This window comes from Pseudidiomarina taiwanensis (assembly GCF_003987435.1).
Lineage (GTDB): Bacteria > Pseudomonadota > Gammaproteobacteria > Enterobacterales > Alteromonadaceae > Pseudidiomarina > Pseudidiomarina taiwanensis.
The window spans coordinates 373,396-400,154 of sequence record NZ_PIQG01000001.1; the positions used below are offsets into that span (position 1 = coordinate 373,396).

The window sequence follows — 26,759 nt, forward strand, 5'->3', positions numbered from 1 at the left end:
AGGCAATGAAATTTATTTCAAGTATGAGTGCACTTGCGTTACTTGCCGCTGCGGCGATGAGCCCGGCGATTTTGGCCAGTGATAGCGAAACTCATCCCATTGCGATCGCTATTCACGGTGGTGCGGGAACGATTTCGCGGGCAAATTTAACAGCTGAGCAAGACCGCGCCTATCGCGCTAAGCTTAAAGAAGCCGTTGATGCGGGCCATCAGATTTTGGCCAGCGGTGGAGCCAGTATGGAAGCGATCATTGCAGCGATTCAGATCCTTGAGGATTCGCCGTTTTTCAATGCAGGTCGTGGGGCTGTGTATACCTACGATGGCATCCATGAACTCGACGCTTCGATTATGGACGGCGCCACGCGCGAGGCTGGCGCGGTTGCTGGCGTGACCACAGTTAAAAGCCCAATTGCCCTCGCCGAGAAGGTGATGACCAATTCAGTGCACGTTATGCTAAGTGGCGCTGGGGCGGAGCAATTTGCTGCCGAGCAGGGCCTCGAACTGGTTGAAAACAGCTATTTTAATACTGACCAACGGCGCCAGCAGTTAGAGCGCGTTAAAGCGGCAATGGAGCAAGCCAATCAGCAAGCGATGGCGCAACTCGATGTCGATTACAAATTCGGTACCGTCGGTGCGGTAGCGATTGACCAACAGGGGAACGTCGCTGCGGGCACTTCGACCGGTGGTATGACCGCCAAGCGTTATGGCCGGGTTGGCGATGCGCCGATTATTGGCGCGGGCACTTGGGCCGATAATGAAAGTTGTGCGGTAAGTGCAACGGGCCATGGGGAATACTTTATCCGTTATCATGTTGCCGCGGACATTTGTAACCGCATGAAGTACCTCGGTGAAGATGTGCAAACGGCAGGTGATGCGGTGATTTTTGATACCTTGTTGCCAGCTGGTGGGACCGGTGGTGTGATCATTGTTGACCATGAAGGCAACGTTCACATGCCGTTTAACACCGAAGGTATGTATCGCGCCAAACGTGTTGGCGACGAGGCCGCTGTCGTCTCCATATACGCAGATGAAGCGCAATAAACTCTCCGCTCTAGCGTAGTCATTGCGGCACGAGGCTGTTAAAATTAGCAGCCTCTGTAGCCCGCAAAGAGGTTTGCTGATTTGCAGCCAATCAAGTTCCCAGCAGAATTACCTGTTGTTCAAGCAAAAGCTGAGATTCAAGCCGCGATTCAAGCGCATCAAGTGATTATCGTCGCCGGTGAAACGGGCAGCGGTAAAACCACTCAGTTGCCGAAAATGCTATTGGAACTTGGCTATGGTAAAGCGGCGCATGGCGGCAAAACCTTAATTGCTCACACCCAGCCGCGGCGACTTGCCGCGCGCAGTGTAGCGCAGCGGATTGCCAGTGAGCTTGAAACTGAACTTGGCTCCTTGGTGGGTTACAAAATTCGTTTCCAAGACCAGACGCAAGCGGGCACGGCAATTAAGCTGCTCACCGACGGCATGTTGTTAGCCGAATTGCAGAATGACCAGCTGCTGCGTCAATATGATGCGATCATCATCGATGAAGCCCACGAACGCAGCCTTAATATCGACTTCTTACTTGGAGTTTTAGCAAAAATTTTGCCAAAACGCCCTGAGCTTAAACTGATTATCACTTCTGCAACCATCGAGACGGAGCGTTTTTCCAAGCATTTCGGTGAGGCGCCTATCATCACCGTAAGCGGCCGGACTTTTCCCGTTGAGGTGCGCTATCGGCCGTTAGAGAATGATGATGACGATGTGGTACAGGGTGTGTGCGATGCCATCGCTGAGATTGAGCGTGAAGGTGCAGGAGATGTGCTCATATTCGCTAGTGGTGAGCGCGAGATCCGTGATTTTGCTGAAGCCCTACACGAGTTGGACCTAACAAATACGGAAATCTTACCCTTATTCGCACGCTTGTCCGCAGCGGAACAAAATCGTATCTTCCAGCCTCATAGCGGGCGCCGTATCGTGATTGCAACCAATGTAGCTGAGACCTCGTTGACGGTACCGGGGATCCGCTTTGTGGTTGATCCAGGCACAGCACGAATTAGTCGTTACAGCTATCGCACCAAAGTGCAACGATTGCCGATTGAAAAAATTTCCCAAGCGAGTGCCAATCAGCGAATGGGGCGCTGTGGTCGAATCGGTCCGGGGATTTGTCTGCGACTCTACTCTGAAGAAGATTTTTTGCAGCGCCCGGAATATACCGATCCGGAAATTTTGCGGACTAATTTAGCGGCGGTTATTTTGCAAATGACGTCCGCGCGCCTGGGCGACATCCGCCGTTTTCCGTTTATTCAAAAGCCCGATGAGCGCTTCATCAAAGACGGTATGAATCTGTTGCAAGAGTTGCATGCGTTAAAACCGCAGCACTCGCGTAAACACGGGATTCGGCTCACGCCACTTGGCCGTCAGCTTGCGCGGCTGCCGCTTGATCCGCGCTTGGCTCGAATGGTACTGGCCGCCCGCGATTACGGCTGTATCCAAGAGATCATGGTGATTGTTGCGGCGTTGAGTATTCAAGATCCGCGTGAGCGACCGCAACAGGCGCAGCAAAAAGCGGACACCTTGCATCAGCGTTTTCACGATAAAGACTCAGACTTTATGGCGTATTTAAATTTGTGGAATTATCTGCAAACGCAACAACATGAGCTTTCGAAAAGTCAGTTTCGCAAACGCTGCAAGCAGGAGTTTTTGCACTTTTTACGGATTCGCGAATGGCAAGATGTGTATACCCAAATTCGCCAAACCGTGCGCGAGATTGGCTTACCGATTAATTCAGAGCCGGCGAATTACGAGGCCATTCACCGCGCCTTGCTCAGTGGTTTGCTTTCGCATATTGGCACAAAAGCTGAGCAATTCGAGTTCCAAGGCGCGCGCCAGCGTAAATTCTTTATATTCCCGGGCTCAGGTTTATTTAAAAAGTCGCCGAAATGGGTGATGTCCGCCGAACTGGTTGAAACGACCCGTTTGTATGCTCGCGTAAATGCCAAAATTGAGCCGGAATGGATTGAGCCACTCGCTCAGCACTTGGTTAAACGTCAGTACTTAGATCCACACTTTAGCCGTCGCCAAGGCTCGGTGGTCGCTGATGAGCAAGTGACCCTGTTTGGCTTAATTATTGTGCCGCGGCGTAAGGTTCAATATGGTCCAGTTGCGCCTGTTGCGGCACGCGAAATCTTTATTCGAGAGGGTTTGGTAGAAGGCCAGCTTAAGCGCCAATTACCCTTTATTCAGCATAATCTCGATTTAATCGAAGGGGTCCGTGAGCTTGAAGAAAAATCGCGGCGGCGGGATATTTTAATTGATAGCGAAGCGCTATTTGCAGCCTATGATGCGCTGATCCCCGAGCAAATTTATAACGAGCAATTGCTGGCGGGTTGGTGGCATAAGGCCAGTAAAAATGAGCCGAAACTACTGTTTTTTACGCGCGAGCAGTTAATGGCGCAAGAAGCGGATCATGTGACCGCAGATGCGTATCCAAATTTTTGGCAGCAGGGCGACCTGAAATTGCCGTTGCTCTACAAATTTGAGCCGGGCACGGAAGATGATGGGGTGACTTTGGAGATCCCTCTCGCGCTGTTAAACCAAGTAAAGAATCAAGGCTTTGATTGGCTTATTCCAGCGTTACAAGAGGATTTGGTGATTGCCTGGATTAAATCGTTACCAAAAACTTTGCGCCGGCATTTTGTCCCTGCACCGAATTATGCCCAAGCTTTCTTGGCTGATGTGGATGAACAAGCACGGCAACTGCCATTGTTAGAGGCGCTAACGGCCAAGTTTCGCCGCATGACTGGGGTGACAATTCCTGAGGATGCCTGGCAGCCAGAGTTGCTACCCGACCATTTGCGGATGAACTTCGCAGTGGTGGATGAAACGCATCAACGTATTGCGCAGCAGCGCGATTTAACCGAGTTGCAGCGCAGTTTGCAGGGGCGCGCCAAAGCAGCCGTGGCCGAGGTCGTGCAGGCACAGGCGCAAGCAACGCCGGAATATGTGAAGAACTGGAGTTTCGGTGAGCTTGCTAAAGTCGTTGAGCAACGCAAAGGGGCGTACTCAGTCAAAGCCTATCCAGGTTTGGTTGCGAGCGCAGCAGGCGTCAAAGTTGAGCTGTTTGAGCAACCCGAAAAGGCTGAGCAAGCGCATCAGCGGGGTCTGCGCGATTTATTGAAGCTGCAATTACCCTCGCCAATTAACTATTTGCAACAAACCCTCTCAAACAAGGCCAAGCTGGCCATGTATTACAACCCTTGGGGCAAAGTCGAGCAACTGCTTGATGATTGCGTGAATGCGGCGCTAGACCAAATGATTGAGCAAGCGGGCGAGGTTCGCAACGAAGCTGAGTTTAGTGCCTTGGTTGAGCATGCGCGGGCCCATTTGAATGATGCGGTCACCGAGATTGCGAGCCAGGTTGAGCGGATACTGGTGCAATCACAGAATGTCAAAAAGCGCTTGAAAGGGCGGGTACCACTGGATCAAATTCAAGCCCATGGCGATATTAAGCAGCAACTTGAGGGCTTGGTTTATCCTAAGTTTGTGAGTGAACTGGGGGCTGCGCGGCTGGCGGATGTGACGCGTTATCTGGCGGCGATTGAAAAACGTTTGGATAAGTTGCCTGCCGATCCAAACCGTGATCGGTTGCAGCTGCTGACCTTAAATCAGCTCGAGAAAGACTACACTGAACTGCTCGCGAAGGCCGAGCGGCTTGGGAATTATCAGGCGTTAAGTGAGTTGAATTCGATTCGTTGGATGTTAGAAGAGTTGCGGGTGAGCTTTTTTGCGCAGACGCTTGGAACTCGCTTCCCCGTATCAGAGAAGCGAGTGAAGACGGCTTTAGCTGGCGTAAAGGTCTAAATTCTCACGCGCATAGGCTTCAAATTCAGTGCAACCACCGATGTGTTGCTCATCGATGAAAATTTGCGGCACCGTGTGAACCGGCTTACCGACCGTCTTTTCAAGGTCAGCTTTGCTGATGCCTTCTTCATACATATCGATATAGCGGAACTCAAAATCATCGCGTTGCTCAGCGAGCTTCTCGGCAATTTGTTTCGCACGAACACAATACGGACATGCTGGACGTCCAAAAATCACTGTAAACACTCGGTTGCTCCTTAAGCTTGAAAAGTATATGTGCACTATTTTCTTACAATTTGTGTGGAAAAACCAATAAGTTTTCCCTATTACAACATTCGGTAGAATTGATACGCGAGAGTAGTTTAATGCTCAAGTTCGAGGTCGGAGGCGGGGACACAGCAGCAAGGGAGGCAATCACCGGGACGAACGAAGGCGAGGGGCTCGTTGATATAAGTCACGTCACCGCTCACCAACTTGCTGCGGCAGGCGCCACAGAAGCCTTCTCGACAGTGGTAATGGAGTTGAACCTTCTGGGCCTCGAGACTCTCGAGCAATGATTTATCGTCAGAATCGGAAACGGTCAGCGAATGCTGACCGTTAATTGTGACTTTGAAGGTTTTGCTCATGATTGCATCGCGCCTTACAGCTCAAAGTCTCCGAGGTCTGTTGCCGATACTTGGCTATCAATTTGACCGACCAAATATGAACTGATTTCAGCTTCTTGTGGCGCCACTTGAACGTTATCTGAAACGAGATACTTGTTCATCCATGGGAGCGGGTTACTACGCTGTTTAAACGGTGGTTCGAAGCCGATGGCTTCCATCCGTAGGTTAGCGATGTATTCGACATATTGGCACAGCATATCTTCGTTAAGGCCGATCATTGAGCCATCTTTGAATAGATAATGCGCCCACTCTTTTTCCTGTTCGACAGCTTTCATAAAGATTGCGAGGGCGTCTTCGCGCAATTCTTCAGCGATTTCACGCATCTCTGGGTCGTCTTTATTGTACTGCCAGAGGTTGATGATTTGCTGAGTTGAAGCCAAGTGGAGGTTCTCATCACGCGCAATTAAGCGAATGATTTTCGAGTTTCCTTCCATCAAGTCGCGCTCGGCAAAAGCAAAGGTGCAGGCAAAGCTGACATAGAACCGAATGGCTTCAAGTGCGTTAACTGAGTTAATGCACAAGAACAATTTTTTCTTCAGTTCGCGCATGGTGACGTTATGTACTTCACCGTCGACCTCGATTTCGCCTTCACCGTGGGTTTGCCACAACTGAGTGTAGAAAATGAGGTCGTCATAATACTGCGAAATATCGTTCGCGCGCTTTTGAATCTCTTGGTTAATAACGATGTCTTCGAACACTTCACTCGGGTCAGAGAACAGGTTACGCAAAATATGCGTGTATGAACGCGAATGAATGGTCTCGAAGAACGACCAGGTTTCAATCCACGTCTCAAGCTCTGGAATCGAAACAATCGGCAGCAGGGCGATGTTTGGGCTGCGGCCTTGGATTGAATCAAGCAAGGTTTGATATTTCAGGTTCGAAATAAAAATATGCTTTTCACTGTCGGTCAAGTTCTGGAAATCGACCCGGTCACGGCTTACATCAACTTCTTCTGGACGCCAGAAAAAGCTGATTTGTTTTTCGATAAGTTTCTCAAAAATACTATGTTTTTGTTGGTCATAACGGGCCACGTTGACCGAGTTCCCAAAGAACATAGGTTCGTTCAATGGATCACTTTGATTCTTGTTAAACGTAGAGTAACTCATTGCGCATTTGCCTCTTAAATTTTACATGCACCGCCGGCACAATCATCATCTTCCTGCTCGACAGCAACTGTCGCACCATTCGCATTTTCTGCGTCGCGCTGTTGCTGATCGACTTTGTCGCGCAGATCAACCTGATTGTCCGATGCGCCATCACGGGTATTGTGGTAATACAAGGTTTTTACCCCGAGTTTGTACGCATAAAGCAAGTCTTGCAGGAGTTGCTTCATCGGCACTTTGCCGCCTTCAAACTTGCTCGGGTCGTAGTTGGTATTGGCTGAAATGGTTTGGTCAACGAATTTTTGCATGATGCCAACCAATTCCAGATACCCTTTATTACTTGGAATCGTCCAAAGCAGTTCATAGGCATCTTTTAAGGTTTCATACTCAGGCACCACCTGTTTAGTGACCCCATCTTTTGATGCTTTGATACTGATATGGCCACGTGGTGGCTCGATGCCGTTGGTCGCATTTGAGATCTGCGATGAGGTCTCAGATGGCATCAAGGCCGACAGGGTTGAGTTGCGCATGCCGTATTGCTGTACATCGGCTCGTAACTGTTCCCAATCAAGGTGGAGTTCTTCCGTACAGACCGCATCGAGATCCTTTTTATAGGTATCAATCGGCATGATCCCTTGCGAGTAGGTGGTTTCGTTGAATTTCGGACAAGCTCCCAATTCCTTGGCAAGGTTCACCGAAGCTTTCATCAGATAGTACTGAATCGCCTCAAAGGTTTTGTGGGTAAGGGCATTGGCCGAACCATCGGAATAACGTACACCATTTTTCGCAAGGTAATAGGCATAGTTAATGACCCCGATACCGAGTGTACGCCGCCCCATGGTTGCGTTGTATGCTGCAGGAACCGGATATTCTTGGTAATCAAGCAGGCTATCGAGCGCACGAACTGCAAGTTCAGCCAGCTCTTCAAGTTCATCAAGCGACTTAATCGCGCCGAGGTTGAATGCCGAAAGGGTACACAGAGCGATTTCACCATTCTCATCATTAACATGCTCGAGTGGCTTGGTCGGAAGTGCGATTTCAAGACACAAGTTGCTCTGCCGAATCGGTGCATATTCAGGGTTAAACGGACTGTGCGTATTGCAGTGGTCAACGTTTTGCAGGTAGATACGACCAGTACTGGCACGTTCTTGCATAAACAAGCTGAACAATTCGATGGCTTTGATGCGCTTTTTACGAATCGATTCATCTTGCTCGTATTGTGTATATAAACGCTCGAATTCAGCCTGGTTAGCAAAGAATGCTTCATACAGACCAGGCACGTCAGACGGGCTAAACAGGGTGATGTAATCGTCTTTAATCAAGCGCTGATACATTAAGCGGTTGAACTGCACGCCATAGTCGAGATGACGGACCCGGTTTTCTTCCACACCACGGTTGTTCTTCAATACCAACAGGTTCTCGACCTCAAGGTGCCAAAGTGGATAGAACAAGGTTGCTGCACCACCGCGCACGCCGCCTTGCGAACAACTTTTAACAGCCGTTTGGAAATATTTGTAGAACGGAATACAGCCAGTGTGGAACGCTTCACCGCCACGAATCGGACTACCGAGGGCACGAATACGACCCGCGTTAATACCAATGCCCGCACGCTGTGAGACATATTTAACAATCGCACTTGCGGTGGCGTTAATCGAATCGAGACTATCGCCGGCCTCAATCAGTACACATGAGCTGAATTGACGCGTTGGGGTGCGCACACCGGCCATAATTGGCGTCGGCAAACTGATCTTGAACTGAGATGCGGCATCATAGAAACGCTTAATGTAATCCATCCGCGTCTCGCGTGGATAGTTTGCGAACAAGCATGCAGCAACGAGTACGTACAAGAATTGCGCACTTTCATAAATGTCACCGGTTACGCGGTTTTGTACCAGGTATTTCCCTTCAAGTTGCTTCACCGCTGCGTATGAGAAGTTCAAGTCGCGGCTATGATCGATAAAGTCGTTCATTTGCGCGAATTCAGCTTCGCTGTAATCTTCGAGGAGGTGTTTGTCGTAGCGACCCGCTGCGACCATTTTAGTGACTTGGTCAAACAGGTGAGGTGGCTCGAATTGGCCGTAGGCTAATTTACGCAAATGGAAAATCGCTAAGCGCGCGGCCAAATATTGATAATCGGGCGCGTCTTCTGAAATTAAATCAGCGGCCGCTTTGATGATTGTTTCATGAATATCTTCGGTTTTAATCCCATCGTAGAATTGAATGTGTGACTTGATTTCAACTTGTGAGACGGAGACGTTATTTAAACCTTCTGCGGCCCAGCTAATGACGCGATGGATTTTGTCCAAATCAAGCGGTTCACGTTCGCCGCTACGCTTGGTTACGAAGAGTTGCTTGTTCATGTTGCGCACCCGTTATCGTTATATTTAACTGTTTTATGGGGACACAAGATATTGTGTGGTTAATTGGTAAGCAGCGCACAAAACACACAATATATGGTGTCTAAGACTATGCCTAATGTAGACAGACAACGGGCTATGATCAAGCGGATTTTTTAACGAAATTTGAGATTTTTGCTCGAGGGCTCAGGTGACATTCCCTAAAGCCCTTGACCTAACTAGATTTTATAAAAAGCAAGCCTTAAAAAATTTTTTTTAAGGCAATAAATCTAACAATTCGAGTGGGGTTTTTATGCGATGGTCAGCCTGCCACAAGTGTGGCGACTCATCAGCGTGAATATAACCATAGTCTGCAATGACGGTACGCATACCGGCGGCCTTACCGGCAATGATGTCGCGCTCTGCATCGCCGACGTACCAGGCTGTGGTTGGATCCACTCCTAGCAGTTCTGCTGCGTGTAGAATCGGATCAGGATGCGGTTTGGCCCGCGCTACGGTATCACCGCTCACCACCACTTCAATTGCCGCTAGAGCAGGAAACTGAGGGACCAGCTGGTCGGTTAAAAAGCCCGGCTTGTTGGTGACAATCGCAACGGCAAAGCCGCGCCGGTTTAACGCCTCAAGCAATTGCTGAACCCCATCGAATAGCTGGGTGTACTGGGCAAGATTGTTATTATAAATGTCTAAAAAACGGGTCCGTAAGGTCTCGCGATGGGCGTTAAAATAATCTTCACCAAAACCGTATTTAAGAAGTCCAGCCGAGCCGTGCGATGCAATCGGTGTGTATTCACTCGCAGCAACTGCAGGGCGACCGTATTCACTGAGGACTTGATTTAATGCTGCACCGAGATCGGGTGCGGTATCAAGCAGGGTGCCGTCTAAGTCGAATAATACGGCACTCATGCAGGGCGCTCCAAACAGACGATGTAGTTCACATCGACATTACTACTATCTAAATAAAAGCCGCGCCATGGTAAATAGTGCATGCCCGTCATGTGTGTTGCTTCTAAGCCAACTTGGTCGGTCATCTGCAGTAACTCAGCAGGTTGAATGAACTTGTTGTGCTGGTGCGTGCCTTTCGGAACCCAGCCCAGCACATACTCGGCAGCAACGATACCAAGCAACCAAGACTTGGCGTTTCGATTCAGGGTCGAAAGAAAGACCAAGCCACCTGGTTTCACTAATTTGGCAAGGGCATTGATAATGCTGGCTGGGTCAGGGACGTGCTCAAGCATTTCAAGACAGGTGACAATATCATATTGCGCTGGCGCTTCAGTGGCGTGTTGCTCTGCGGCAACGCAGCGGTAATCAATCTCAACTTTACTCTCAAGGGCATGCAAGCGAGCGACTTGCAGCGAGGCTTCTGCCATGTCGATAGCGGTGACCTGTGCACCTTGTTTCGCGAGCCCCTCAGCGAGTAAGCCTCCACCGCAGCCGACATCAAGCACGCGCTTACCGAAGACCCCGTCAGCTTGGCGTTGAATATAGTCGAGGCGCAGTGGATTAATTAAATGTAGCGGTTTGAACTCACCCTCTGGATCCCACCAGCGTGATGCGATCGCACTAAATTTTTCAATTTCTGCAGGGTCAACATTCGATTTCGTGTTCATAGGACTTCTTTAACGGCGCAAAAGTGGGTACAGTGTACCTAACCTAATGCGTTAAAAAAAGCGCCTTAAAAAGGGTGTCATGGCCTCGAGCAGAGGTTACAATAGGACACACGCAATTATTATAAAAAGTACGGTCGTTTAGGGATAAAAGTATGAGTGATCTCGCCAGAGAAGTCGTTCCGGTCAATATTGAAGATGAATTAAAAAGCTCGTATCTCGATTACGCAATGAGCGTTATCGTCGGACGAGCCTTGCCTGATGTCCGCGATGGCTTGAAGCCCGTTCACCGACGCGTCTTGTTCGCGATGAACGAACTGAAGAATGACTATAACAAGCCCTACAAAAAATCGGCGCGTATCGTCGGTGACGTGATCGGTAAATATCACCCACACGGTGATAGTGCGGTATACGACACAATTGTGCGGATGGCACAGCCATTCTCGCTGCGTTATATGTTGGTCGATGGCCAAGGTAACTTTGGTTCAGTCGATGGTGACTCAGCCGCGGCCATGCGTTATACCGAAATTCGGATGGCGAAAATCGCTGCTGAACTGCTTTCAGACCTTGATAAAGAAACGGTCGACTTTGTGCCGAACTACGATGGCACTGAACAAATTCCAGATGTCCTGCCAACTCGTGTGCCCAACTTATTAGTGAATGGTTCTTCGGGTATCGCGGTGGGGATGGCGACCAATATTCCGCCGCACAACTTAACCGAAGTGATCGATGGCTGTTTAGCCATGATCGACAAGCCGGATATCACTATTGATGAATTGATGGAGTATATCCCGGGCCCTGATTTCCCCACCGCAGCTACCATTTCGGGCCGAGCAGGCATTATTGAAGCCTATCGCACCGGCCGCGGTCGTATTCATTTGCGTGCACGTGCTGAAATCGAAACCGATAGCAATGGTCGTGAAGCCATTATCGTCACCGAGATTCCATATCAGGTGAACAAAGCGCGCTTGATTGAAAAAATCGCTGAATTGGTGAAAGAGAAACGGCTCGAGGGTATCAGTGGTTTGCGTGATGAGTCGGATAAAGACGGCATGCGCATTGTTATTGAATTGAAGCGCGGCGAAGTCGGTGAAGTTATCCTTAACCATCTCTATGCCAACACCCAAATGCAGGTGGTGTTTGGGATTAACATGGTGGCCTTGGATAAGAACCAGCCACGCTTGTTTAACCTTGCCGATATGCTTGAGTGCTTTATTCGCCACCGTCGCGAAGTGGTGACGCGTCGCTCAGTTTATGAATTACGTAAAGCCCGTGAGCGCGCTCATATTCTCGAAGCGCTCGCTGTTGCACTTGCCAATATTGATGAAGTGATCGAACTCATTCGCCGCTCGCCAACGCCAGCAGAAGCTCGCGCTGGGCTGACCAGCCGTGCCTGGCAGTTGGGCGATGTCGCTGCGATGTTGGCTAGCGCCGGAGTCGATGCAGCGCGTCCTGATCATTTGCCAGCAGAATTTGGTATTCGTGATGGCCAGTACTATTTAACTGAAGAGCAAGCGCAAGCGATTCTTGATTTGCGCTTACACAAGTTAACTGGGCTTGAGCACGAGAAAATTCTTGATGAATATCGTGGCTTGCTGTCACAAATCGAAGCGCTGTTACTGATTTTGAGTGATTCAAACCGCTTGATGGAAGTTATTCGCGAAGAGTTAGAAGCCATTAAAGCGAACTTTGGTGATGCGCGTCGCACTGAAATTACTGCAGCTGCGCACGACATCAGCATGGAAGATTTGATCAACGAAGAAGATGTTGTGGTCACCTTGTCCCACGCGGGCTACGTTAAGTATCAGCCATTGACTGAATATGAAGCGCAGCGCCGTGGTGGTAAAGGTAAAGCCGCAACCAAAATGAAAGACGAAGACTTCGTTGAACGGCTCTGGGTTGCCAATACTCATGACACGATTCTGTGTTTCTCAACTCGAGGTCGTATCTACTGGATGAAGGTCTATCAGTTGCCATTGGCAACACGGACCTCGCGCGGTCGTCCAATTGTCAATTTATTGCCATTGGAAGAGGGGGAACGCATTACCGCAATCTTGCCGACGCGTGATTATCCAGAGGATAAATTTGTCTTGATGGCGACTCGCAACGGTACGGTTAAGAAGACGCCATTGGTCGATTACTCGCGTCCACGTAACGGCGGTATCATTGCCTTGAACTTGAATGATGGCGATGAGCTGATTGGCGTGGCGCTGACCAGCGCAGGGGATGACGTGATGTTGTTCTCTGATGCCGGTAAAGTGGTGCGCTTCAGTGAAGAGCAAGTCCGCTCGATGGGTCGTACTGCAACTGGGGTTCGCGGTATTCGCTTAGAGCCAGAGCAAAAAGTCGTTAGCCTGATTGTTCCACAGCACTACGAAACTGCGGAAGAAGGCGAAGAGCCGGCGATTCTGACCGTAACTGAAAACGGTTACGGTAAGCGCACACCACTTTCTGAGTATCCTGCTAAGAGCCGCGCCACCAAAGGTGTGGTATCGATTAAGGTAAGCGAGCGCAATGGCACAGTCGTCGGGGCTCTTGAAGTTGTTGATCAACATCAAATCATGTTGATTAGTAATAAGGGCACACTCGTCAGAACGCGTGTGAGCGAAGTATCTGTGGTGGGGCGGAATACCCAAGGTGTCCGTTTGATTCGCACCGGACAAGATGAATTGGTAGTTGGATTACAGCGGGTTGACGATATCGATGAAGATGATGAAGTCGATAGCTTGGAGCCAGTTGATCCAGCTGAATTAGCGGCAGCAGAAGCTGAACAAGACCAAAACGACGATGACGAAACTGTATAATTTCTCTGCTGGACCGGCAATGTTGCCGGTTGCAGTGATGGAACAGGCGCAAGCTGAGTTCCTTGATTGGAATGGCACCGGTTGTTCGGTGCTGGAAGTGAGTCATCGCGGCGATGCGTTTCTTGAAATGGCCCATCAAGCCGAGCGTGATCTGCGCGAATTGATGGCCGTGCCGGATAATTATCGGACGCTGTTTATGCACGGAGGCGGGCGCGGTCAGTTCAGTGCGGTGCCGCAGAATATCGCCAGTAGCACAGATAGCGCCGATTATTTGGATTGCGGGATTTGGTCGGGCTTTGCCATTCGCGAAGCCGAGAAATATTTGGCGTCGGTCAATCGCGTGGCCGGTCAAGTTGACACTGAACAAGGGCGGGCGATTGCGCCAGTTGAACAGTGGCAGGTCAATCCGCGGGCAGCTTATTTCCATTATTGTCCAAATGAGACAGTAGATGGGGTTGCGCTACACCAGATCCCTGCAGTTGAAGCACCGCTTGTGGCCGATATGTCGTCCAATATTCTCTCTGAACCGCTCGATGTTTCGCGCTTTGGCGTGATTTATGCTGGCGCACAGAAAAATATTGGACCGTCAGGGTTCGCCATAGCTATCGTCCGTGAAGATCTGCTTGGGGCACCGCAGCAATCGGTCTCGACCATTATGGATTACACCGTGCAAGCGGCTGATGGCTCGATGTACAACACTCCCAATACCTTTGCTTGGTATTTAGCTGGGCTGGTCTTTAAGTGGTTGAAGCAACAAGGTGGTGTGGCTGCGATGGGCAAGCTCAATCGAGCCAAAGCAGAGCATTTGTACGCATATATTGACAACTCTGGGTTCTATTCAAATCCAGTTCACCCTGCCTATCGTTCAATAATGAACGTACCCTTCTTACTTGCCGATGATGCACTTAATGCAACCTTCTTGAGCGAAGCTGAACAACATGGTTTGGTAGGCCTAAAAGGACATCGGTTTGTGGGCGGAATGCGAGCCAGTATCTACAATGCAATGCCGATGGCAGGGGTAGAAGCGCTGGTTTCATTCATGCAAGATTTTGAACAACGTTACGGTTAATTTTCATCATGTCAGAATTTAATGCCAAACAACTCGCAAATCCTGGAGTTCAAGAGTTACATCCCTATCAAGCTGGGAAGCCGATTGAAGAGCTTGAACGTGAACTTGGCATCAAGGATATTGTTAAGCTTGCCTCGAACGAGAATCCACTCGGCATTAGCCCTAAGGTTAAGGCAGCGCTCGCAGCGGAAATTGAAGACCTAGCGCGTTATCCGGATGCAAATGGCTATTACCTCAAGGCTAAAATCGCTGAACAGTTTGGCGTTGAGATGAACCAGATCACCCTTGGTAATGGTTCGAATGACGTTTTAGAGTTGCTGGCGCGAACTTTTGTGAGTGATCAACATAGCGTGATTTTCTCGCAGCATGCCTTTGTAGTTTACCCGCTCGTCACTCAAGCCATTGGCGCGCGTGGTGTTGCGGTTCCAGCGAAAAACTATGGACATGATTTGGATGCGATGGCGGCGGCGATTGATTCGACCACACGCATGATTTTTATCGCAAACCCAAATAACCCAACCGGAACCTTCTTAACCAGTGCTGAACTGTACGCGTTCTTGCAGAAAGTTCCGACGAACGTGTTGGTCGTGTTAGATGAAGCCTACTACGAGTACGTTGACGCGGCAGAACGCGCGCCGTCGGTGAGCTGGGTCGCGGAATTCCCGAATTTGATTGTCAGTCGGACCTTTTCAAAAGCCTACGGGCTTGCTGGTTTGCGTGCCGGTCATGCCATTTCTCATCCGAGTGTGGCCGATTACATGAACCGCATTCGGCAACCATTTAATATGAATAGCCTCAGTTTAAAAGCGGCCGAAGTCGCCTTAGATGACCACGATTATCTTGCTGAAGCGGTGGAGCTGAATAAGCAAGGCATGGCGCAACTGATTGCGTTTTGTGAACAGCATGACCTTGATTACATCCCTTCGCGCGGTAATTTTTTGACCATTGAAGTGGGTGATAACGCCGCTGAAATTTACACCAAACTATTACATCGTGGCGTGATCGTGCGGCCGGTGGCTGGTTATGAATTGCCGCGTCATTTACGCGTCAGTATCGGTCTGAAAGAAGAGAATGAGGTCTTTATTCAGGCGATGCAGGCGATCTTGGCGGAAGGCTGAGGCACTTTGGCATCCGCAGTCGATAAACTGACTCTGCGCGGCCTCACGCAATGTCGAGGTGAGGTCAAGCTACCAGGGTCAAAGAGTATTGCTAATCGAGCGCTGTTGATGGCAGCGCTTTGTCCGCAAGGGCAACGTACCACTCTGACCAATCTATTACGGAGCGACGACACCCAGCATATGTTGGGTGCGTTGCGCCAGTTGGGCGTAACGGTTGACGAAAACCAAGCTGATCCGACTGAGGTTACGGTTGAAGGGTGTGGTGGGCGCTGGATGCTTAGCGCAACTGAGTTAGACCTTGGTAATGCAGGGACTGCGATGCGCCCCTTGCTGGCTGTGTTAGCGGCAACGTTGCAAGCATCTCAACAGATCACGCTAACGGGCAATGCCCGCATGCAAGAACGTCCTATTGCGGCGTTGGTTGAATCTTTACAGGCGCAGCAGGGAGCGATTCGCTATCGCAACAACGCGGGTTATCCACCGCTACAGGTCGAGAGCGGTTTGCAAGCCGGGCGTTTTGTTCTCGATGCAAGTGCCTCATCACAATATGTCACCGCGCTACTTATGGCACTGCCGTTGTTGCCTGGCGACAGCGTTTTAGAGCTAAAAGGTGAGGTCGTTTCTTGGCCCTATATTCGTCTTACGATTAACATGTTGCGGCAATTTGGTATTCACATCGAGCGGCTTGGCAAACAGAGTTTTATGATCCGCGGCGAACAAAAGTATCAAAGCCCCCGCAGTTATTGGGTTGAGGGCGATGCCAGTGCCGCCTCATATTGGTTGGCAGCAGGCTTACTCGGTGGTGGGCCACTGCGCATCCATGGGGTGGGAAGCAAATCGCTACAGGGAGATATTGCCTTTGCCGAGTGGCTCGCCAAAGGCGGTGCTAAGCTGGAAATAACCGACCATTATATCGATGTATTAGGGGGGAAGTGGCAGGGAATTAGCGGCGATTTTAATGCCATTCCAGATGCCGCCATGACGTTTGCTCCGCTTGCGTTGTTCGCGCGCAAAGCGACCGTCATAGAAAATGTCGAGAACTGGCGGATCAAAGAAACCGATCGACTCGAAGCAATGGCCACTGAGCTGCGTAAGTTTGGGGCGACTGTGCAGCTGACGCGTTCGAGCATTCGTATCGAGCCTCCTGCCAAGTTACAGCACGCAGAAGTTACCACCTACGATGATCATCGGATGGCGATGAGCTTCGCTTTGCTTGGCTTTAGCGCCAGTGGGGTGACCATTTGCGACCCTGATTGTTGCGCCAAAACCTATCCTGAGTTTTTCTCTGAATTCACGCGTTTGTGTCAATAACTGCGGCTGTTTTACGCCGAATAAACGTGCATTTTCGCTCAAAATCCGTATAATTGCGGCGCTCGAATTACAGAGAGGACGCTATGACGACTGCTCCGGTTATCACAATCGATGGGCCTAGTGGTGCAGGGAAAGGCACTGTTAGCCGTATTTTGGCCGAGAAATTAGGCTGGCATTTGCTTGATAGTGGCGCGATCTATCGAGTGCTTGCATTAGCGGCGTTACACCATGGTTTTGCTGCCGACGACGAAGAAAGCTTGGTGGCATTGGCAGGCAGCTTAGACGTTAAGTTCGATGTTGAGCAAGAGCAAGCGCTGACCCATATCATTTTGGAAGGCGAAGATGTGACCATGACCATTCGCACTGAGCAAGTCGGTGGCATGGCATCGAAAATTGCGGCTCTACCGCGCGTCAGAGAAGCGTTGTTGCGCCGCCAACGCGCATTTAAAGAGTTGCCAGGATTGGTTGCTGATGGGCGCGACATGGGAACTGTGGTGTTTCAAGATGCGGCAGCGAAAGTATTTTTGACCGCATCCCCGGAAGAACGGGCGCAGCGCCGCTACTTACAATTGCTCGAAAAAGGCTTCTCTGCTAAAATTGATGAATTAATAACCGAAATCAAAGCGCGTGACGAACGCGATATGAATCGAGCGGTAGCTCCTTTGATTCCGGCCGATGATGCACTCTACATCGATTCGACTGAAATGAGCATCGATGCAGTAGTGGATAAGATTTTAGAGTTTGCTTGTAGCAAGCTCTCAAAGACTGAGACGGTTGACTCGTAAGCGAGCGACCAGCTTGGGGATTTATTGTAAGGATGCGATAAATCAAATTTAACAACCCCATCTCTCTGGACTGTTAGATGGACGTCTTAACTGAAGTAACTACTCATATGTCAGAAAATTTTGCACAGCTGTTTGAAGAGAGCCTGAAAGAAGTCGAAACTCGCCCAGGTTCAATCGTTAAAGGTACTGTCGTAGCGATCAACCGTGATGTCGTATTAGTCGACGCAGGTTTGAAATCTGAGAGTGCTATCCCAGTTGAACAATTCCGCAACAACGACGGTGAAGTCGAAATCAGCATCGGTGACCAAATTGATGTTGCACTTGACGCTGTTGAAGACGGTTTTGGTGAAACGATTCTTTCTCGTGAAAAAGCGAAGCGTCATGAAGCTTGGCTGCAGCTGGAAAAAGCTTACGAAGATCAAGAAACCGTTAACGGTATCATCAGTGGTAAAGTCAAAGGTGGCTTCACTGTTGATCTTGGTGGTGTTCGTGCGTTCTTGCCTGGTTCACTCGTTGATGTGCGCCCAGTTCGCGAAACAACCCACTTAGAAAACAAAGAACTTGAATTTAAAGTTATCAAGCTTGACCAGAAACGTAACAACGTGGTCGTTTCACGTCGTGCTGTGATCGAAACCGAGAACAGTGCAGAGCGTGACGAATTGCTTGAGAACTTGCAAGAAGGCCAAGAAGTTAAAGGTATCGTTAAGAACCTTACCGATTACGGTGCTTTCGTTGATTTGGGCGGTGTCGACGGTCTTCTTCACATCACTGATATGGCCTGGAAACGCGTTAAGCATCCAAGCGAAGTTGTAAACGTTGGTGACGAAATCAACGTGAAAGTATTGAAGTTCGATCGTGATCGCACTCGTGTATCACTCGGCTTGAAACAGCTTGGCGAAGATCCATGGGCAGATATCGCAGCACGTTACCCAGAAGGGCACCGTCTGCAAGGTCGTGTCACCAACTTGACCGACTACGGCTGCTTCGTTGAAATCGAAGAAGGCGTTGAAGGTTTGGTACACGTTTCTGAAATGGATTGGACCAATAAGAACGTTCACCCATCTAAAGTTGTTAACTTGGATGACGTGGTTGAAGTTATGGTTCTTGAAATTGACGAAGAGCGTCGTCGCATTTCACTTGGCTTGAAACAGTGTAAGCCGAACCCTTGGGAAGAGTTCGCGAAGAACTTCAACAAAGGCGACAAAGTTTCTGGCAAGATCAAGTCAATCACTGACTTTGGTATCTTCATCGGTCTTGATGGCGGTATCGATGGCTTGGTTCACTTGTCTGATATCAGCTGGAATGCTACAGGCGAAGAAGCCGTTCGTGAATTCAAGAAAGGTGAAGAAGTTACCGCTGTTGTGTTGCAAGTCGACGCAGAGCGCGAGCGTATTTCGCTCGGTATCAAGCAGCTTGAAGAAGATCCGTTCAACAATTATCTGGCAGCTAACAAAAAAGGTGCTATCGTTACTGGTAAGGTTATCGAAGTTGATGCCAAAGGTGCGAAAGTCGAATTGGCTGACAGCGTTGAAGGGTATGTTCGTGTTGCGGACATCTCACGTGATCGCATCGAAGACGCAACAACCGTCCTTAACGTAGGTGACGAGATTGAAGCGCGCTTCATGGGCGTTGATCGTAAGGGCCGTACCTTAAGCCTCTCAATTCGTGCGAAAGACGAAGTTGAAGAGAAAGAAGCGATTGAATCTGTCAACAAGCAAGCAGAAGAAGATAACTTCAGCAACGCTATGGCAGAAGCTTTCAAAGCTGCGAAAAGCGACGACTAATAGCTATTAGACTAACTTAGGTGTCCGACTAGTGGTCGCGTGACGCATACAATAGGAGGTAGTAACGATGACGAAGTCTGAGTTAATGAAGCGATTAACTGGCTTGTATCCGGGACTTTCTCCGCGTCAGATCGAAGATGCGGTCAAAGAACTTATTGAACACATGGTGCAACAGCTTGCCACTGGTGAGCGCATTGAAATTCGTGGGTTTGGTAGTTTTTCCCTGCATTATCGGGCACCACGTATTGGCCGCAACCCAAAAACCGGCGCTAAAGTCGAATTGGATGGCAAATACGTGCCACACTTTAAACCAGGTAAAGAGCTTCGCGAACGCGTAGATAATCTTTAAGGTTGAGTGAGGCGAGTTGAATTCGTCGAGTAATTGGAAACGGCATGTTATAGTTATGACATGCCGTTTTTTTATGGATAAAGGGCCGTAAATGTTACGCTTTCTATTTGTCAGCTTACCGCTATTACTGCTATTCGTGATTGCCCTTGGCTTTGGCGCTTTGAATAAGAGTGTGTTAACTGTCGATTTTATCTTTTTTAAAGCTGAGTTGTCGGTTGCTGTGGTGACCGCTTGCTTCTTAGTACTCGGTTTCGCACTCGGAATCTTGAGTATGCTAGCTCGGCAACTTCTGTTACGCCGTGAAAATCGCCGTTTAAGACGCCAGACTGTTCAGCAAAATACGGATATTTAAATGTTAGAACTGCTCTTTCTGTTGTTACCGATTGCTGCAGCCTATGGTTGGTTCATGGGTCGCAATAGTGTTCGCAACGAAGATCGTAAAGAGCAGGAGCAATTTTCCAAACAATATGTGACCGGTCTGAATTTACTGCTTTCTGACCAACCCGATAAAGCTGTTGACCTTTTTATTGAGCTGCTGAATGTTGATTCAGACACACTCGAAACGCATTGGGCCTTAGGCAAGTTATTTCGCCGTCGGGGCGAACTCGACCGCGCCATTAAAGTGCACCAAAATCTTACCTCTCGACCGACCATAACCGAGCAAGAACGGCGTAGCGCAATGTTTGAGCTAGGTCTCGATTATCTTGCGGCTGGGCTTTACGATCGGGCGGAAGAAATGCTGCTGGCCTTACAGACAGATAAGTACTTTGCAGAGCGCTGTCAGCGTCATTTATTGGAGCTGTACGAAGCCACTCACGAGTGGGATAAAGCGATTAAAATTGCGCTCAAACTTACCCGTACTGATCGTTCGATTTCGAGTACTGTAGCCCAGTTATACTGCGAGTTAGCGAGCAAGCAGGAAGAATCTCAGTACAGTGAAAAATACTATTTGAAAGCACGCCAGCATGACCCTGATTGTGTACGTGCCGCTCTTGCGCTCGGTAAGGCATGGTTTGCTGAAGGCAAGTTTAAAAAGGCGCGCCAAATTTTAACTGGGATAAAGGACGAAGATCCTGATTTTCTGCCCGAAGCGTTGCCACTTATTAAAGCCTGTTTTGATGCTGAGAAAGACCAACAGGGCTTGATTCATTACTTACATGATTGTGTGAAAACCGCCCATTCGACCTCTGCAGCGATTATGTTGTCGGAAATTATCGCCAGCGAGAATGGGGTGGATGCGGCCGAGCAGTTTGTTCAAAGTGCATTGATCCGCAATCCAACCATGAAGGGCTTCCATCAACTGATGGATTTTCATATTCGTGCAGCCGATGTTGGGAAAGCCCGCAATAGTCTCAAAATGTTACAGCGTTTGGTGCAGCAACAGATGCAGCAACGCCCGAAGTACCGTTGTCGTCATTGTGGCTTTTCAGGTAGTACCTTGTACTGGCATTGTCCGTCGTGCCGTAGCTGGGGACAAATAAAGCCAATTATTGGACTTGATGGAGAATAAATGACCTCTCAATCACGAATTTTTGTGGCACTAGATTATGCCGACTGTAATGCAGCGCGCGAACTTGTTGCGCAATTAAACCCTGAGCAATGTGGTTTAAAAGTCGGCAAAGAACTGTTCACTCGCGGCGGTGCTGAGCTCGTTAAAGAGTTTATTGCTGCGGGTTTTGACGTTTTCTTAGATTTAAAATTTCATGATATCCCAACGACCGTTGCAAAGGCGGTGCGGGCGGCAGCTGAACTTGGCGTATGGATGGTGAATGTCCATGCCAGTGGTGGCTCGCGTATGTTAACCGCCGCGCGCGAAGCACTAGAGGGGTTACCAAAGCGGCCTTATTTAATTGCTGTGACGGTGCTGACTAGCATGGAACAAGCCGATTTAGCTGAGGTTGGCGTGCAAGGTACAGTCGCAGAGCAGGTTGAGCGTCTCGCCCAACTTACTTACGCTAATCAATTGGACGGAGTGGTCTGTTCAGCGCATGAAGCAGAGCAGTTAAAGCAAAAATTTGGGGCTGGCTTTATGCTGGTTACGCCCGGAATTCGACCACAAGGCGCTGCACTTGGCGATCAGCGCCGGGTGATGACTCCAGTTCAAGCAAGCCAACTTGGTATAGAAGTATTGGTGATTGGTCGACCCATCACTCAAGCGCCAGATCCTGCCCGCGCACTTGCCGAAATCTATGCTTCACTGACATAAAGTTAAGCGCTTGCAACAAGAGTGCGAGCGCCACACTTGCTATGCTTATTTCACTAACATTGGGTTAGTGAAATAGGAGCATAAAAATGTTACGGAAAACATGGTTTATCCCATTGGCAATGAGCAGTTTAGTCATGGTTGCAGGCGTTAACTCAACAGCAGCTTTGAGTGCGCCGTTAGCCCCCCAAGCAAATGCTGCGGTTGCAGTGAATCAAGTCAATTTAAACCAAGCGAGTGCGGAAGAACTCGCGCTGAATCTCACCGGTGTGGGGCTTAAACGGGCCCAGGCTATCGTTGAATTGCGTGAGAAACTCGGCGGTTTTAGCGATATTAAACAGTTATTGCAGGTGAAAGGAATTGGCCCGCGAATGTTAGAGCTGAACCAAGAGCGGATGATTTTGTAGGCTCTATTAGCGCTGAGTGTTAGGGCTCAGCGCTGTCTGCCAATTGCTTCAAGCTACGCTGATGAACCAAGGCGGCGAAAACTCCAGCGACCACACCCATGGTATGAATCAGAGCTAGATCTAGATTAGCGAGCTCTAATAAGAGCTTTGCAACTAAACCGAGTGCAGGAAGGATAATCAGCCAATTGGCACGACGTTGTTCGTTTTGCCACTCTAACACTAGACCTAGCGCTAATAAGCCATGATTGATGGCTGAAAAACCAATAAATTGCTCAGGTCGCCCGATTAGTTGCAACAGCACGGCAGCACTGATGGCGATAATAAGAATTGCATTAAGATAGGAGCGAAGGGTGAAATGACGCTGAAACAGGGCGGTGAGTAACAGCAGTGCAGCTATGTTGCCGGCTAAATGTAACCATGACTCATGGATGAAATGGGCACTAAACCAGCGCCACGGTTCAGCTCGGTTTTGGCTCAGGTCAAAACTTAAATAATTCACTAAGTCAGCTTGTAGAGTTGACTGAATATAAAGCCAGAGCAGGACCAAGGCGAGTGCAACAGCATTCCAAAATACCGGGTTTTTTATTTTAGGCATGGGGCTTTTTCATCCTAACGCATAAACATAAAGCTATGATAGCATGAGTTTATCCTTGTTCGTTTTCGTCAGTAAAGGGGGCTTTGTGCTTCGTTTATCTCTTCTTGTTAGTTCAATCTCTTTGTTGTTACTTGGATGCCAACCAGCGGTGCAAGACTCAGCACAAGTTGCCGCTGATCCTGAAGCGACCACGGCCGTGGTGGCAAAACAGAAGGTTGTTCGTGATAACTATATGGTTGCAGCAGCTACGGCGGATGCAACTGAGGCAGGCGCTCGTATTTTGGCAGCTGGAGGGACCGCAATCGACGCGGCGGTCGCGGTACAAGCCATGCTAACGCTCACCGAGCCGCAATCTTCAGGCATCGGCGGCGGTGCGTTTATCTTGTATTGGGATCAAGCAGAGCAGAAACTTTATACCATTGATGCTCGTGAGACTGCGCCTGCAGCTGCTACACCGAAGCTGTTTTATGACGCCGAGGGTAATCCACCAAGCTCGTTTTGGGGCGCAGTTATAGGTGGGCGCAGTGTTGGCGCACCAGGAGTAATTCGTGGTTTAGAATTGGCGCATCAAGAGTTCGGGCAACTGCCGTGGGCGGATTTATTCAGCGATACTATCGCAAAAGCTGAGAATGGCTTCGTGGTGGGCGAACGATTAGCGCAATTATTGCAACTAGAAATCAACCCGGGTTTACGCACTTCACCAACCGCCAAAGATTATTTTTATCCAAATGACCAGCCGTTAGCAGCGGGTACAATCAAACGCAATCCTGAATTTGCACACACTCTGCGGTTGATTGCAGAGCAGGGGGCAGATGCTTTCTATCAGGGTGAAATTGCCGCTGAAATCGTCAAAGCGGTCAGCGAGGATCCGCGCGCGCAAGGGCTATTATCGCTTGCTGATTTAAGCAACTACCAGGCCAAATTCCGCGAACCAGTTTGTAACGGTTATCGGGTTTATCAAGTTTGTGGCATGGGACCGCCAAGCTCTGGTGGTGTGACTGTTTTGCAAATTCTCGGCATTCTCGAATCGTTCGAGATCAGCGAACTTGAACCTAATTCGAGTGAATTTGTGCATTTGTTCACGCAGGCATCACGCTTGGCATTTGCCGATCGCAACCGCTATTTAGCCGACCAAGATTTTATTGATGTGCCCATCCAGAATATGCTTGATAAAGGCTATTTAGCTGAGCGCGCAGGTCTTATTAGTGAGACTGACATGGGTAAAGCGGCAGCCGGTGAGTTTACTGCTTATGTGCGTGCAGATGATCAGTCACCAGAATTTCCGAATACCAGCCATTTCTCGATTGTCGACCAATACGGTAATGCAGTGGCAATGACCACCAGTATTGAAATGGGTTTTGGTAGCACAGTGATGGCTGCAGGTTTTTTGCTGAATAACCAACTGACCGATTTTAGTGTGATTCCTGTGGTAGACGAGAAATTGGTCGCGAATCGGGTTGAGGCAGGTAAGCGTCCACGCAGCTCAATGTCGCCAACTATGGTATTTAGTCGCGATGGTTCGCGCTTGCAGCATGTGATTGGCTCGCCCGGTGGCTCGCGAATCATCAACTATGTGGCGTTAAGTTTGATCGGATTAATGGACTGGCAGCAAGATGTTCAAACAGCTATCGATATGCCAAGAATTACCAATCGCAACACCCGCACGGCGTTAGAGCAGGGCACAGTGGCCGAAGAGCTTAAAGCTGAGCTTGAGGCGCGTGGCCATGAGGTGGAGGTGCGTGATCTGAATAGCGGACTGCATGGAATTAGTTTGCGTCCAGATGGCAAGCTTGAAGGAGGCGCCGATCCACGCCGCGAAGGCGCGGTAGCTGGCGGTTAAGGCGAGCGCAGAGCGAGGTTAAGGCTGAGTGACGTACTTGATAAAATCGCCATAACCTCGCGCTTCCATTTCGCTCAAAGGAATAAACTCCATTGCAGCTGAGTTGATGCAATAGCGTAAACCAGTGGGTGCAGGTCCATCGGTAAAGACATGACCTAAATGGGAGTCGGCGATTTTACTGCGAACTTCAGTGCGGGTCATAAACCAGCTCCGATCGGTATGTTCGGTTACCATTTCAGCTTGAATGGGTTGGGTAAACGCGGGCCAACCTGAACCGGAATCGTACTTATCTGCAGATGAGAATAGCGGCTCGCCACTGACCACATCAACATAAATACCAGGGCGCTTTTCATCGTTATATTCATTACTGAACGCGCGCTCGGTTTTATTCTTTTGCGTGACCGCATATTGCAATGGGGTTAGACGCTCCTGTAATTCTTCATCGGTGGGTTTGCGAAAAGATTGCCACGCAGCAGTTGGTGTAGGCTCAGTCTCCATAACAGTGTCCTTAAAGCGAGTATAGTCGACTTCGTAATCATCGCCCCAAACCGCCTCGGTGAATTGAAAACGGCCAGAGTTATAAGTGTAGATCTGATAGCGCACAGGATTCTTTTTATAGTAATCCTGATGGTACTCTTCGGCCGGCCAAAAGCGCTGAGCAGGCTCGATAGGAATGACTACAGGCTCTGAATAGCGACGCGCTTGCTTGAGCGTTGCTACAGCTTGTTCGGCAAGACGTTTTTGTTCGCTATTGTGATAGAAAATCCCGGGCCGGTATTGTTTGCCACGGTCAACGAATTGGCCGTCAATGTCGGTCGGGTCCATCATCCGCCAAAGCGCTTGTAATAGCCCGGTGTAACTAACGATAGACGGGTCATAATAGACTTCAACCGCTTCTGTGTGGCCGGTGAGACCACGCGCAACTTGTTCGTAGCGCGGATTCGCCTCACTGCCACCGGTATAGCCTGATATTACTTCGCTCACCCCTGGGACTTCTTCGAATGCTTTTTCGACGCACCAGAAGCAGCCTCCGGCAAAGGTGGCTCGACTTAAGCCATCGGTATCGCGCGCCTGCGCTGGCAAGACGGCTCCAGCTAAGAAGTAGACGAGGATAAAGCCGATGGCGATTTTTTTCATGACTTTAAGGCCTCATCAAGTGACACAATAAAGGCGCGGATGCGTTGCGCGTTGACACCGACATCGCTCATTCCTACCCGTGATTTGCTGCGAACATCGACGCGAGTCATGCCATCTTCGGTGATAGCGCGCAGCACCACATCATCCTTAAAACCAAACCAAAAGGTGGTATCGGTGGCTTCAAAGCGGCCGGCAGCAGGAACACTGGCAACGATTTCCCAGCCCATTGCTGTTGCCACTTGCTCGGCCGCAGCGACAATCTCAGTAACGCTTGCTGACGTCTCGTAAGTGGTGATGTCAGGGTAGTGTTGTAATTGCAAAGCCGCAGTCTCAGCACCCGCGTATTCAACCGGGTTCGGCGCATCTGCACGAAGCGGAGCAACCGCAACAAATTCTGGCGGGTTTTCCGTATCTGTGCTGATGTCGTGGATCCGTGGAATATTCGGACTAGTTGCTGTTGCGTATTGCTGATAGGGCAAGATAAAGGTGATCGCCCCCAGTACAATGGCCAATACAGGTGCACCTTTACCTAAATTGGCCTGGCGCCCAAGGGTGACGGAGTACAATAAAATAAGCAGACCAATAATTGCGATGATTCCGCCACCAATCGCAGCATAGCGTAACACCGTAAAGGCTTCACGTAAGCCAAGGGTTTGCGCTTGATAAAGCGGGCCGGCAAGAGCGAGAGCGAGAATGGCAATTACTGCCAACAAAGCAAGCAGAGATGAGAGTTTTTTAATCATTATAATTCACCTTAATTAGACATGTTTCATGGTACGCATCA

At 49.4% G+C, this 26,759-nt stretch carries 22 protein-coding genes and 1 pseudogene; 14 read left to right on the forward strand and 9 right to left on the reverse strand.

Annotated elements, in window-relative coordinates; all coding sequences use genetic code 11:
• Positions 1–5: 5 nt before the first annotated feature.
• On the forward strand, positions 6–1,040 hold the full coding sequence (locus tag CWI83_RS01770; protein ID WP_126824890.1) for an isoaspartyl peptidase/L-asparaginase family protein: 1,035 nt from the start codon (positions 6–8) through the stop codon (positions 1,038–1,040).
• A 66-nt stretch (positions 1,041–1,106) separates the two neighbouring features.
• Positions 1,107–4,841: pseudogene (gene hrpA, locus CWI83_RS01775) on the forward strand (ATP-dependent RNA helicase HrpA); the annotation flags it as partial.
• Here hrpA and CWI83_RS01780 read toward each other — a convergent pair.
• From CWI83_RS01780 to ubiG, 6 genes are all read right to left on the reverse strand, one after another.
• Entirely contained in the window at positions 4,821–5,087 is a 267-nt protein-coding gene (locus CWI83_RS01780) for a GrxA family glutaredoxin (protein WP_126824895.1), read from the reverse strand. The pseudogene hrpA and the gene CWI83_RS01780 sit on opposite strands and share 21 nt — an antisense overlap.
• Positions 5,088–5,203: 116 nt before the next feature.
• Positions 5,204–5,467 (reverse strand): class I ribonucleotide reductase maintenance protein YfaE, encoded by a 264-nt coding sequence (gene yfaE / locus CWI83_RS01785; protein ID WP_126824897.1) that lies wholly within the window; start codon positions 5,465–5,467, stop codon positions 5,204–5,206.
• A gap of 14 nt (positions 5,468–5,481) precedes the next feature.
• On the reverse strand, positions 5,482–6,612 hold the full coding sequence (gene nrdB, locus CWI83_RS01790; protein ID WP_126824899.1) for a class Ia ribonucleoside-diphosphate reductase subunit beta: 1,131 nt from the start codon (positions 6,610–6,612) through the stop codon (positions 5,482–5,484).
• A gap of 14 nt (positions 6,613–6,626) precedes the next feature.
• Positions 6,627–8,969, reverse strand: coding sequence for a class 1a ribonucleoside-diphosphate reductase subunit alpha (nrdA, locus tag CWI83_RS01795; protein ID WP_126824902.1), 2,343 nt, complete (start codon positions 8,967–8,969; stop codon positions 6,627–6,629).
• 252 nt (positions 8,970–9,221) lie between these two features.
• Positions 9,222–9,869, reverse strand: a complete 648-nt coding sequence (gph, locus tag CWI83_RS01800; protein WP_126824905.1) for a phosphoglycolate phosphatase — start codon at positions 9,867–9,869, stop codon at positions 9,222–9,224.
• Positions 9,866–10,576, reverse strand: coding sequence for a bifunctional 2-polyprenyl-6-hydroxyphenol methylase/3-demethylubiquinol 3-O-methyltransferase UbiG (gene ubiG / locus CWI83_RS01805; protein ID WP_126824908.1), 711 nt, complete (start codon positions 10,574–10,576; stop codon positions 9,866–9,868). Before ubiG ends, gph begins: the two co-directional genes overlap by 4 nt.
• Before the next feature lie 152 nt (positions 10,577–10,728).
• Here ubiG and gyrA point away from each other — a divergent pair, with 152 nt between their 5' ends.
• From gyrA to CWI83_RS01860, 11 genes are all read left to right on the forward strand, one after another.
• Positions 10,729–13,377, forward strand: coding sequence for a DNA topoisomerase (ATP-hydrolyzing) subunit A (gene gyrA, locus CWI83_RS01810; protein WP_126824911.1), 2,649 nt, complete (start codon positions 10,729–10,731; stop codon positions 13,375–13,377).
• Positions 13,361–14,446: a 3-phosphoserine/phosphohydroxythreonine transaminase gene (gene serC / locus CWI83_RS01815; RefSeq protein ID WP_126824914.1), complete on the forward strand. Its 1,086-nt coding sequence runs from the start codon at positions 13,361–13,363 to the stop codon at positions 14,444–14,446. The genes gyrA and serC overlap by 17 nt, the downstream gene beginning before the upstream one ends.
• An 8-nt stretch (positions 14,447–14,454) precedes the next feature.
• A complete protein-coding gene (gene hisC / locus CWI83_RS01820) occupies positions 14,455–15,564 on the forward strand; it encodes a histidinol-phosphate transaminase (RefSeq protein WP_126824917.1) in 1,110 nt (369 codons plus the stop codon).
• A 6-nt stretch (positions 15,565–15,570) separates the two neighbouring features.
• On the forward strand, positions 15,571–16,875 hold the full coding sequence (aroA, locus tag CWI83_RS01825; protein WP_126824920.1) for a 3-phosphoshikimate 1-carboxyvinyltransferase: 1,305 nt from the start codon (positions 15,571–15,573) through the stop codon (positions 16,873–16,875).
• Positions 16,876–16,958: 83 nt separating this feature from the next.
• On the forward strand, positions 16,959–17,660 hold the full coding sequence (gene cmk / locus CWI83_RS01830) for a (d)CMP kinase (protein WP_126824923.1): 702 nt from the start codon (positions 16,959–16,961) through the stop codon (positions 17,658–17,660).
• Between the two features lie 107 nt (positions 17,661–17,767).
• On the forward strand, positions 17,768–19,444 hold the full coding sequence (gene rpsA / locus CWI83_RS01835) for a 30S ribosomal protein S1 (RefSeq protein ID WP_126824925.1): 1,677 nt from the start codon (positions 17,768–17,770) through the stop codon (positions 19,442–19,444).
• A gap of 67 nt (positions 19,445–19,511) precedes the next feature.
• Positions 19,512–19,793, forward strand: a complete 282-nt coding sequence (gene ihfB, locus CWI83_RS01840) for an integration host factor subunit beta (RefSeq protein WP_126824929.1) — start codon at positions 19,512–19,514, stop codon at positions 19,791–19,793.
• Positions 19,794–19,884: 91 nt separating this feature from the next.
• Positions 19,885–20,145, forward strand: a complete 261-nt coding sequence (locus tag CWI83_RS01845; RefSeq protein WP_126824932.1) for a lipopolysaccharide assembly protein LapA domain-containing protein — start codon at positions 19,885–19,887, stop codon at positions 20,143–20,145.
• Positions 20,146–21,303: a lipopolysaccharide assembly protein LapB gene (gene lapB / locus CWI83_RS01850; protein ID WP_126824935.1), complete on the forward strand. Its 1,158-nt coding sequence runs from the start codon at positions 20,146–20,148 to the stop codon at positions 21,301–21,303.
• Entirely contained in the window at positions 21,304–21,999 is a 696-nt protein-coding gene (gene pyrF, locus CWI83_RS01855; protein ID WP_126824938.1) for an orotidine-5'-phosphate decarboxylase, read from the forward strand.
• An 86-nt stretch (positions 22,000–22,085) separates the two neighbouring features.
• Positions 22,086–22,403, forward strand: coding sequence for a ComEA family DNA-binding protein (locus tag CWI83_RS01860; protein WP_241969848.1), 318 nt, complete (start codon positions 22,086–22,088; stop codon positions 22,401–22,403).
• Positions 22,404–22,422: 19 nt separating this feature from the next.
• Here CWI83_RS01860 and CWI83_RS01865 read toward each other — a convergent pair whose 3' ends face one another.
• Positions 22,423–22,998, reverse strand: coding sequence for a rhomboid family intramembrane serine protease (locus tag CWI83_RS01865; protein ID WP_126824941.1), 576 nt, complete (start codon positions 22,996–22,998; stop codon positions 22,423–22,425).
• Positions 22,999–23,041: 43 nt separating this feature from the next.
• On the opposite strand from CWI83_RS01865, the gene ggt reads away from it, so the two are divergent.
• Positions 23,042–24,838, forward strand: a complete 1,797-nt coding sequence (gene ggt / locus CWI83_RS01870) for a gamma-glutamyltransferase (RefSeq protein ID WP_126824944.1) — start codon at positions 23,042–23,044, stop codon at positions 24,836–24,838.
• An 18-nt stretch (positions 24,839–24,856) separates the two neighbouring features.
• Here ggt and msrB read toward each other — a convergent pair whose 3' ends face one another.
• Together msrB and CWI83_RS01880 are read right to left on the reverse strand one after the other, a co-directional pair.
• Positions 24,857–25,975 carry a peptide-methionine (R)-S-oxide reductase MsrB gene (msrB, locus tag CWI83_RS01875; RefSeq protein WP_126824947.1) on the reverse strand — a complete coding sequence of 373 codons (1,119 nt, stop codon included), beginning with the start codon at positions 25,973–25,975 and terminating at the stop codon, positions 24,857–24,859.
• The gene (locus tag CWI83_RS01880) at positions 25,972–26,718 is read right to left on the reverse strand and encodes a DUF1499 domain-containing protein (protein ID WP_126824950.1); all 747 of its coding nucleotides are present in this window, start codon (positions 26,716–26,718) and stop codon (positions 25,972–25,974) included. Before CWI83_RS01880 ends, msrB begins: the two co-directional genes overlap by 4 nt.
• Between the last annotated feature and the right edge of the window lie 41 nt (positions 26,719–26,759).